The sequence below is a fragment of the Allosalinactinospora lopnorensis genome (assembly GCF_000981225.1).
Lineage (GTDB): Bacteria > Actinomycetota > Actinomycetes > Streptosporangiales > Streptosporangiaceae > Allosalinactinospora > Allosalinactinospora lopnorensis.
The window spans coordinates 114,220-121,990 of sequence record NZ_LAJC01000005.1; the positions used below are offsets into that span (position 1 = coordinate 114,220).

The 7,771-nt window shown below is 70.2% G+C and carries 9 protein-coding genes; 7 read left to right on the top strand and 2 right to left on the bottom strand.

Annotated features, from left to right (window positions below; genetic code table 11):
- Positions 1-118: 118 nt before the first annotated feature.
- The 5 genes from VS93_RS27600 to VS93_RS03450 all read left to right on the top strand — a co-directional run bounded on the left by VS93_RS27600 (position 119) and on the right by VS93_RS03450 (position 3,654).
- Positions 119-715 (top strand): STAS domain-containing protein, encoded by a 597-nt coding sequence (locus tag VS93_RS27600; protein ID WP_082126588.1) that lies wholly within the window; start codon positions 119-121, stop codon positions 713-715.
- Positions 648-1,094, top strand: coding sequence for a CBS domain-containing protein (locus VS93_RS30975; protein ID WP_236700321.1), 447 nt, complete (start codon positions 648-650; stop codon positions 1,092-1,094). The genes VS93_RS27600 and VS93_RS30975 overlap by 68 nt, the downstream gene beginning before the upstream one ends.
- Positions 1,034-1,294, top strand: coding sequence for a BON domain-containing protein (locus VS93_RS30980; RefSeq protein WP_236700322.1), 261 nt, complete (start codon positions 1,034-1,036; stop codon positions 1,292-1,294). Before VS93_RS30975 ends, VS93_RS30980 begins: the two co-directional genes overlap by 61 nt.
- A 190-nt stretch (positions 1,295-1,484) precedes the next feature.
- Positions 1,485-2,906 carry a selenium-binding protein SBP56-related protein gene (locus tag VS93_RS03445; RefSeq protein ID WP_046468539.1) on the top strand — a complete coding sequence of 474 codons (1,422 nt, stop codon included), beginning with the start codon at positions 1,485-1,487 and terminating at the stop codon, positions 2,904-2,906.
- 10 nt (positions 2,907-2,916) lie between these two features.
- Positions 2,917-3,654 carry a DUF2182 domain-containing protein gene (locus VS93_RS03450; RefSeq protein WP_046468540.1) on the top strand — a complete coding sequence of 246 codons (738 nt, stop codon included), beginning with the start codon at positions 2,917-2,919 and terminating at the stop codon, positions 3,652-3,654.
- A 105-nt stretch (positions 3,655-3,759) separates the two neighbouring features.
- Here the strand turns inward: VS93_RS03450 and VS93_RS03455 are convergent, their stop codons facing one another.
- On the bottom strand, positions 3,760-4,269 hold the full coding sequence (locus VS93_RS03455) for an anthrone oxygenase family protein (protein ID WP_046468541.1): 510 nt from the start codon (positions 4,267-4,269) through the stop codon (positions 3,760-3,762).
- Positions 4,270-4,299: 30 nt separating this feature from the next.
- Complete coding sequence (locus VS93_RS03460) at positions 4,300-5,136, bottom strand: NAD(P)H-binding protein (RefSeq protein ID WP_046468542.1); 837 nt, start codon at positions 5,134-5,136, stop codon at positions 4,300-4,302.
- A gap of 81 nt (positions 5,137-5,217) precedes the next feature.
- On the opposite strand from VS93_RS03460, the gene VS93_RS03465 reads away from it, so the two are divergent.
- Positions 5,218-6,150 (top strand): AraC family transcriptional regulator, encoded by a 933-nt coding sequence (locus tag VS93_RS03465; protein WP_046468543.1) that lies wholly within the window; start codon positions 5,218-5,220, stop codon positions 6,148-6,150.
- 225 nt (positions 6,151-6,375) lie between these two features.
- On the top strand, positions 6,376-7,731 hold the full coding sequence (locus tag VS93_RS03470; protein WP_046468544.1) for a short-chain fatty acid transporter: 1,356 nt from the start codon (positions 6,376-6,378) through the stop codon (positions 7,729-7,731).
- Positions 7,732-7,771: the final 40 nt, after the last annotated feature.

Genomic DNA, 7,771 nt, shown 5'->3' on the forward strand with positions numbered 1-7,771 from the left:
TCCGGCTGTGACCAGGAGCTTTCGGTTCGAAGGGCACCCGAGATAGGGGCTTTTGTCCCCTCCCGCCACCGGCTGCCTCAGGGCACTGTGGTGGAGGCAGCAGAGTGAGGGGGACTTAATGAGCACGGTTTCGGGTGACCAGAGCAGAGGATGTACGAGCACCACGCAGGCGGCCTCGACCGCCTACGTCGGGACGGGGGCGGGCGGCGAACGCGGCCTCGTGTACGTGTCGGGAGAGCTGGATCTCGCCACGGCCGACAGGGTCGCCGCTGAGCTGGCCCGCGCGATCGCGGCGGCCGGGCCGGGTATCACGGTCGACCTCTCCGGTGTCACCTTCTGCGACGCCCGAGGACTGGCCGCGCTGGTGAAGGCCGCCAACCACGCGGGAGATGGCGGCGGGGCCATCGCCCTCCAGGGGCTCCCTCCGGCGCTGGTCCGTCTCCTGCGGATCACTGGTCTGGAGCGCCGGTTCTCCACTGTGCGGCCTGGTGCGGCAGAGCGAGAAGCCTACGTCGGCGACCTTCACTCTCCCGACCCGGCCCGCCGCGAGGAGCGCGTCGTCGTTCCCGAAGCGAGGGGAAGCGGCCCCGGACGTTCAACGGCGCAGAAAGAAGGGGAGCACGGTGGCGATGCGGGTGAGCGAGCTGATGACGAGGGACGTCGTCAGCGCTTCAGCGGACGCCGATCTTCGGGACATCGCACTGCTGCTGCATAGCTTCAAGGTGAGCGCCCTGCCCATAGTGGACGGCGACAACCGTGTGCTGGGCCTCGTCTCCGAGTCGGATCTGCTCCTCAAGCTCGCGGGACCGCGCGACTCGGAGGAGCGGCGCCTCTCCCGGACATGGAACAGGCAGGAGCGAGCCAAGAGCGCGGCCACGACCGCGCGCCACATCATGACGACCCCGGTCGTGACCATCGGCCCGGGGAAGAGCGTCGAGCAGGCTGCGAGCCTCATGCGCCAGCACCGGGTGAAGCGGCTCCCCGTAATCGACGCCGAGGGCGTCCTCGTCGCATTCTCAGCCGGAGCGATCTGGTGGGGGTGTACACCCGGCCCGACTCCTGGATCCATGACGCGATCACCCGCCGCCTGCTGACCGAGTTCGACCTTCCCGATGTCCGTGTGCGGGTCGAACGCGGAGTCGTCACCCTGGAGGGGCGGGTGCGGCTGCGGTCCAGCGCCCTCGCGGTGCGCCGGTCGGTCCGCCATGTCGAGGGCGTCGTGCACGTGGACGACCGGCTGGACTACAGGGCCGACGACCTCTCCCCGTGGGCCTCCGCGCTGCAGCGGGACTGAACCCGGGCTCGCGGGACGGCTGCGTGTGCGGACGCCGGCGGTGCCGTGTGGCGCGCACCGAGAGTGCTCATGATGGCCGGTGCCATGGAGGACTTTCGGCGCATGTTTCGGGACCGTCGCCTCTCTTCCTGAATTCGGCGCCAGGAATAGCGTCAAAAAGCAACCAAAGATAGCTGATCTGGTGATTCCAATGCACGAAACCATTGACCCGACCCTGTACCGCACACCAGAGGCCGCCATAGCCGCGCCGGCTGAGCGGCTCGCCTATGTGGCCGCTTTCGATCCCTCCGGAGAACAGGCCGATGCCATATCGGTGATCGACTGCGATCCCTCGTCGAGTTCCTACGGGGAGGTCGTGGGGTGGTCGGAGCTGCCGACCGGCGGCAACGAGCTGCACCACTTCGGGTGGAACGCGTGCTCCAGCGCGTTGTGCCATACCGGTCACGAGGGTCACATGGAACGGCGCTACCTGATCGTGCCCGGCCTGCGGTCCTCGCGCACCTATGTGCTGGACACCAAGCCCGACCCGCTCAACCCGAGGGTTGTGCGCACCATCGAAGCCGAGGAGCTCGCCACCAAGGCCGGGTACTCGCGGCCGCACACCGTCCACTGCGGTCCCGATGCGATCTTCATGTCCAATCTGGGCGGGGCCGACGGCGACGGCGACGGCCCGGGCGGCGTGGCGCTGATCGACCACGACACGTTCGACGTCCTCGGCCCCTGGGAGCGTGACAGGGGAGACCAGTTCCTCTCCTACGACGTGTGGTGGCACCTCCTCCACGACACGATGATCACCTCGGAGTGGGCGACCCCGTCGATGATCGAGAACGGGCTCAACCCGGAGGACCTGCTCAATAGGAGGTTCGGGCACCACCTCGACTTCTGGAGCATGTCCGAGCGCAAGCTGGTGCAGCGCGTCGATCTCGGTGACGAGCACCAGATGGTGCTCGAAGTGCGGCCGGCGCACGACCCGACCAAGACGTGGGGTTTCGTCGGCGTGGTCGTCAGCGTTGCCGATCTCTCGGCGTCCGTGTGGATGTGGTTCCGGGACGAAAGCCGTCCGGAGGCCCCGTGGCGCGTGGAGAAGGTCATCACCATCCCCGCTGAGCCGGCCGATGCCTCCGACCTGCCGCCCGCCCTGCAACCGTTCGAGGCGGTTCCGCCGTTCGTCACCGACATCGACCTTTCCGTGGACGACCGCTGGCTCTACGTCTCCTGCTGGGGGACCGGCGAGCTCAAGCAGTACGACGTCAGCGACCCGCGTAACCCGCGCGAGACCGGGTCGGTGCGTCTCGGCGGAATCGTCCGCCGGCAGCCGCACCCGGCCGCGCCCGGGGTGCCGCTGGCCGGCGCTCCGCAGATGGTGGAGGTCAGCCGCGACGGGAAGCGGGTGTACAGCACGAACTCGCTGTACGCGTCATGGGACGACGTCTTCTACCCGGACGGTGTCGGTGCCTGGGCGGCGAAGTTCGACGCCGACACCGAAAACGGCGGGCTGTCCATCGATCCGGGGTTCTTCCCGCACGGCGGTGACTTCCGCGGGCTGCGGGTCCACCAGACGCACCTGCAGGGCGGTGACGCGTCCAGCGACTCGTACTGCTACACGGGCTGAGGAGTCCGCCTTGGCGCAGGGGCTTCTCCGGGAGAACGGAGCCGCGGCGGTGACCATCGGGGGCGCCGCCGCGGCTTGGGTGGTGCTGCTCGCCGGATACGCGCTCGGCCTGGGTAACCTGCTCGCGCACGGCACGGTGCTCGAGTCTGACAGCAGAGCGCTGCCCGTCGCTGTGCTCCTGTTCATCGCCGGCTGGCAGGTCATGATCGGAGCGATGATGCTGCCCAGCACCGTCCCGGTCGTGGAGGAGTTCACACGGACCAGGAACGGCCGGTCGCGGGGCGGCCTGGCCGTCTTCCTCGCCGCCTACTTCGCCGTCTGGACCGTTTTCGGTGTCGCCGCGCTCTCCGGTGACGCCGCCGTCCACCATCTCGCGCACAACTGGCACTGGCTTGAGGAGCGCCCGTCGCTGGTGGCCGCCGCCGTACTGGTACTCGCCGGTGCGTATCAGTTCCTCCCGGTCAAGCGGCGCTGCCTGGCCGAGTGCCGCAGCCCGGCCGGCCTGCTCGACACGGACGGACGGCCCGACGCCGGCGCCTGGCGGCCCGGGGTCCGGCACGCCATCGCCTGCCTGGGCAGCAGTTGGGCCCTCATGCTGGTCATGTTCGCCGTCGGGGTCCACACCCTCTGGGTGGTCGCCGCCCTGACCGTTGTGCTCCTCGCGGAGAAGACCTTCCCTATCGGTCCCGGGATCGTGCCGGTCGTCGGCGCGGCCCTCATCGCCGGCGGCGTGTTCGCCGCCTGGTAGCGAGCCGGCCGTCCGCGCGGCCAGGGGAGCGGCGCCCCTGCCGCGGCCCGCCCGCAAGGGCTTCTCGGGATGCTCGGTAGCCACGGGGCCGGTGCCGATGTGCGGTCAGGCTCCGGCGGCGATGCGCCCGTAGAGCACCAGAGCCCAGATGAGGCAGCCGAACGCGGCGGTCGACGTGATCGCGCGCACGACGTTCCAGCGCACCCAGGATCCCTCGAAGCGCGCCCGCACCTCGCCGGGGTCGGCGATCCGGTCGACCGGCCCGGCCGCGTCGAGCGCGTTGTTCATCGGGATGTTGCGCGCGATCGTGATCACGATCGTCGCGCCGTAGAGCAGGAAGGCGGCCGCGATCCACGGCAGCGCGGCCCGCCCGCCAACGGGAAGATGCAGCGCGGCGGCGGCAAGGGGCAGCACCAGGGGACCGAAGAAGACGACGAGGAACCAACCGTTGACGATCGCCACGTTGATCCGCTGCATCGTCTCGACGAAGGTCCGGTCGCTGGACTGCCCGAGCCCCGGCATCACGGCCACGGCGAAGGCGTAGAACAGGCCGGCGGCGAGCCCCATGGTCAGTGTGGCCGCGATCAGCGTCACCCCGCGGAGCACTTCGAGCATCGGGCCGTCTCCTCTCGTCCCTGCGCTCCCTCAGGAGGCCCAGACACCGGCGGCGGTATCGCGTGCATAGTCGGCGAAGTCGCGGGGCTCCCGCCCCACGGCGCGCTGGACGCCGTCGGCAAGGTGGGTGTTGCGGCCGTCCAGGACGGTTCTCAGTAGATCAGTCAACTGGGTCGCGAACCCGACCGAAGCGCCGTGCTCGGTAAGCGCGGATGCGAACTCCTCCGGAGAGATCGGCAGGTAGTCGATCCGGCGGCCGGATGCCCCGGCGATCTCCGCGATGGCCTCGGCGAAGGTCAGGAGCCGAGGTCCGGTCACCTCGTACAGGCGGCCCGCGTGCCCGTGTTCGGTCAGCGCCGCGACCGCGACGTCGGCGATGTCCTCGATGTCGATGAACGGTTCCGCCACGTCGCCGGCGGGGAACGCGACCGCGCCGCTGCGCACCCCTTCCACCAGGAAGTCCTCACTGAAGTTCTGCGCGAAGAAGCTCGACCGCACTATCGTCCAGGCGAGCCCGGATTCGCGGACCGCCTGCTCGCTGCGCTGGGCCCCCTCCTCGCCGCGGCCGGTCAGCAGAACCATCCGCTCGACACCGGACCGCTCCGCGGTCCTCGTGAACGCCCGGATCGTGTCAGCGGCTCCGGGGAAGCCGGCGTCGGGGTAGTAGGCCAGATACACCGACGCCGCGTCCCGCAGCACGGGCTCCCACGTGGTCCGGTCCTCCCAGTCGAACGGCGGGGCGCCGGAGCGGGAACCGATGCGGACCGGTCGGCCGCGCGCCGCGAGCCGTTCCGCCACCCGGCGGCCGGTCTTGCCGGTGCCGCCCAGGACCAGTGTCGTTCTCTGCTGTTGCGTATTCTGCGTCATACCCCTATTGAAGTCCCGGGTCGTGAGACGAACCATGGCTGATGGGCTCGATCCCATGTCCGTGCGTCTAGACTTCTGGGCATGGACGCGCTCGCGAGTCTCCTTGACGGGCCGCGTGCCCGCGGGGCCTTCCTGCTCCGCGCGGTCATGGACCCGCCCTGGTCGATACGGGTGGAGGACCGCGCGCCGTTCACCCTGGTGGCCCTCACCCGGGGCAAGGCGTGGGCGCTCTCCGGCGCGGAGGACGCGCTGGCGCTGGGGTCCGGGGACGTCGCGATCATGCGCGGACCGGACCCGTACACGGTCGCCGGCGATCCGGACACACCGCCCCAGGCGGTCATCCACCCCGGGCAGCGCTGCACGACCCCGGAGGGGGAGGACCTCGCCCAGTCCATGGGGCTGGGCGTGCGGACCTGGGGAAACAGCCCGGACGGTGCGACGGAGATGCTCATCGGCACCTACCAGATGCGCGGTGAGATCAGCCGGCGGCTGCTCGCCGCACTGCCGCCACTGGTCGCCCTCGCCGATGCGGCATGGGACTCGGCGCTCTTGGCGCTGCTGGGCGCGGAGATCGTCAAGGACGAGCCGGGGCAGGAGGTCGTCCTCGACCGGTTGCTGGACCTGCTGCTGATCGCTGTCCTGCGCGCCTGGTTCTCCCGCCCGGAGGCCGGGGCACCGGCCTGGTACCGCGCGCACAGCGACCCGGTGGTGGGACGCGCCCTGCGGATGCTGCACGGCGACCCGGCCCGCCGGTGGACGGTGGCCGCGCTGGCGGAGGCCGCCGGCGTCTCCCGTGCCACGCTGGCCCGCCGCTTCACCGGCCTGGTCGGCGAGCCGCCCATGGCGTACCTGGCCAACTGGCGGCTGACCCGTGCCGCGGACCTGCTCCGCGAGTCCGACGCCACGATCGCGACGATCGCCCGGCAGGTGGGCTACAGCGACTCCTTCGCGCTCAGCACCGCATTCAAACGCGTCCGCGGTGTCAGTCCGCAACAGCACCGCCTGGACGGGTGAGGCGGCCGCCTGCGCACCTGGACCGGAGCCTCGCGGGGGAGTGGTCGGCGCCTGAGGGGGCCGGTGCGCCTGTTCCGCATGGGAGCCGGGCGGCTTGTGTGGTTCCGTGATCTTGACCTGGCGCGTAACTCACATCACACTCGTCCACGTGCCTTGACGTCGAGAAGAACGCACCAGGGGTCGAGCGCGGGGGATCACTGCTGGTGGGTGAGTGTGGAGTGACACATGCGCCGGATCGGCAACGCCCTCGCGGCCTTCAGCACACGGTGGATCCCCGACGCCTTCGTGTTCGCGATAGGGCTGTCGATTCTCGTCTACCTGGCCGGGCTCGTCTTCACCGACCACGGGCCGTATCGGCTGGTCCAGGACTGGTACGAGGGATTCTGGGGACTGCTCGAGTTCGGGATGCAGATGACGCTGGTCCTGGTCACCGGCTATGCGCTGGCGAACTCGCCGCCGCTCAAGCGCGGGATCGAGTGGATCGCCGCGCTGCCCCGCGGTCCCAGGTCGGCATACGCGCTCACCGCGCTGTGCGCCGCGCTCATGGGGATGGTGCACTGGGGGCTGGGGCTGATCTCCGGTGCGCTGCTGGCCGTCAAGGTCGCCCAGTCCTGCCGGGCGCGGGGGATCAGGGTGCACTTCCCCCTCCTCGCCGCGTCCGGGTATGTGGGCCTGATGGTGTGGCACAGCGGCCTGTCCGGGTCGGCGCCCCTCCTCGTCAACACCCCCGACCACTTCCTGGTCGACGAGATCGGCACGCTGCCGCTCAGCGAGACCATCTTCCAGCCCTTCAACCTGGTCTTTCTCGCCGCGATGCTGATCGGCGCGCCCCTGCTGCTGCTGAGCATGCACCCGCGCGTCGAGGAGTGCGAGGAGATCGACGAGGACTTCGGCGCCGCCCGGTCCGAGGATCCGGCCGCCGCAGCGGCGACCGATACGGCCGTGCAGCGCCGGACACCCGCGCAGCGGCTCATGTACAGCCGGGTCCTGGCCGCGCTCGTGACCGCGGCCGGGCTGGTCTACCTGGTGCCCGAGCTGCTGCGCTCAGGCATCGTGGGAATGGACCTGAACCTGCTGAACTTCATGTTCCTGGTGCTCGGCATCGGCCTGCACGGAAGCCTCGCGAGCTACGCCTCCGCCGCCGCGGACGGGGCGAAGAGCGCGTCGGCGGTCATCATCCAGTTCCCGTTCTATGCCGGGATCATGGGCATCATGGAGCACTCGGGCCTCCTGGAGATGATCGCCATGTGGTTCGTGTCGGTGTCCACCCCGTTCAGCTACCCGTTCTGGACGCTGATCAGCGCGTGCCTAGTGAATCTCGCCGTGCCGTCGGGCGGCGGGCAATGGGCGGTCCAGGGACCGATCGTCGTCAGCGCGTCCGGGGCGCTCGGCGTCGACCCCGGCACCGGGGTGATGGCCGTCGCGATGGGCGACCAGCTCACGAACGGGCTGCAGCCGTTCTGGGCGCTGCCGCTGCTGGCCCTCACCAGGCTCCGGGCCGGGCAGGTCCTCGGCTACAGCGCCGTGGTGATGGTGTTCGCCATCGCGATCGCGGGGCTGAGCATCACGTTCCTGCGCTGACCTTTGGGCGGCGGCACCCCGGCCGCGGGCCCGCGCGGGG

Excerpts from the sequence above, each read along its gene's own strand:
- VS93_RS27600 (WP_082126588.1), top strand. The coding sequence starts at position 119 with ATGAGCACGGTTTCGGGTGACCAGAGCAGAGGATGTACGAGCACCACG.
- VS93_RS30975 (WP_236700321.1), top strand. The coding sequence starts at position 648 with ATGACGAGGGACGTCGTCAGCGCTTCAGCGGACGCCGATCTTCGGGAC.
- VS93_RS03445 (WP_046468539.1), top strand. The coding sequence starts at position 1,485 with ATGCACGAAACCATTGACCCGACCCTGTACCGCACACCAGAGGCCGCC.
- VS93_RS03455 (WP_046468541.1), bottom strand. The coding sequence starts at position 4,269 with ATGCTCGAAGTGCTCCGCGGGGTGACGCTGATCGCGGCCACACTGACC.
- VS93_RS03460 (WP_046468542.1), bottom strand. The coding sequence starts at position 5,136 with ATGACGCAGAATACGCAACAGCAGAGAACGACACTGGTCCTGGGCGGC.
- VS93_RS03465 (WP_046468543.1), top strand. The coding sequence starts at position 5,218 with ATGGACGCGCTCGCGAGTCTCCTTGACGGGCCGCGTGCCCGCGGGGCC.
- VS93_RS03470 (WP_046468544.1), top strand. The coding sequence starts at position 6,376 with ATGCGCCGGATCGGCAACGCCCTCGCGGCCTTCAGCACACGGTGGATC.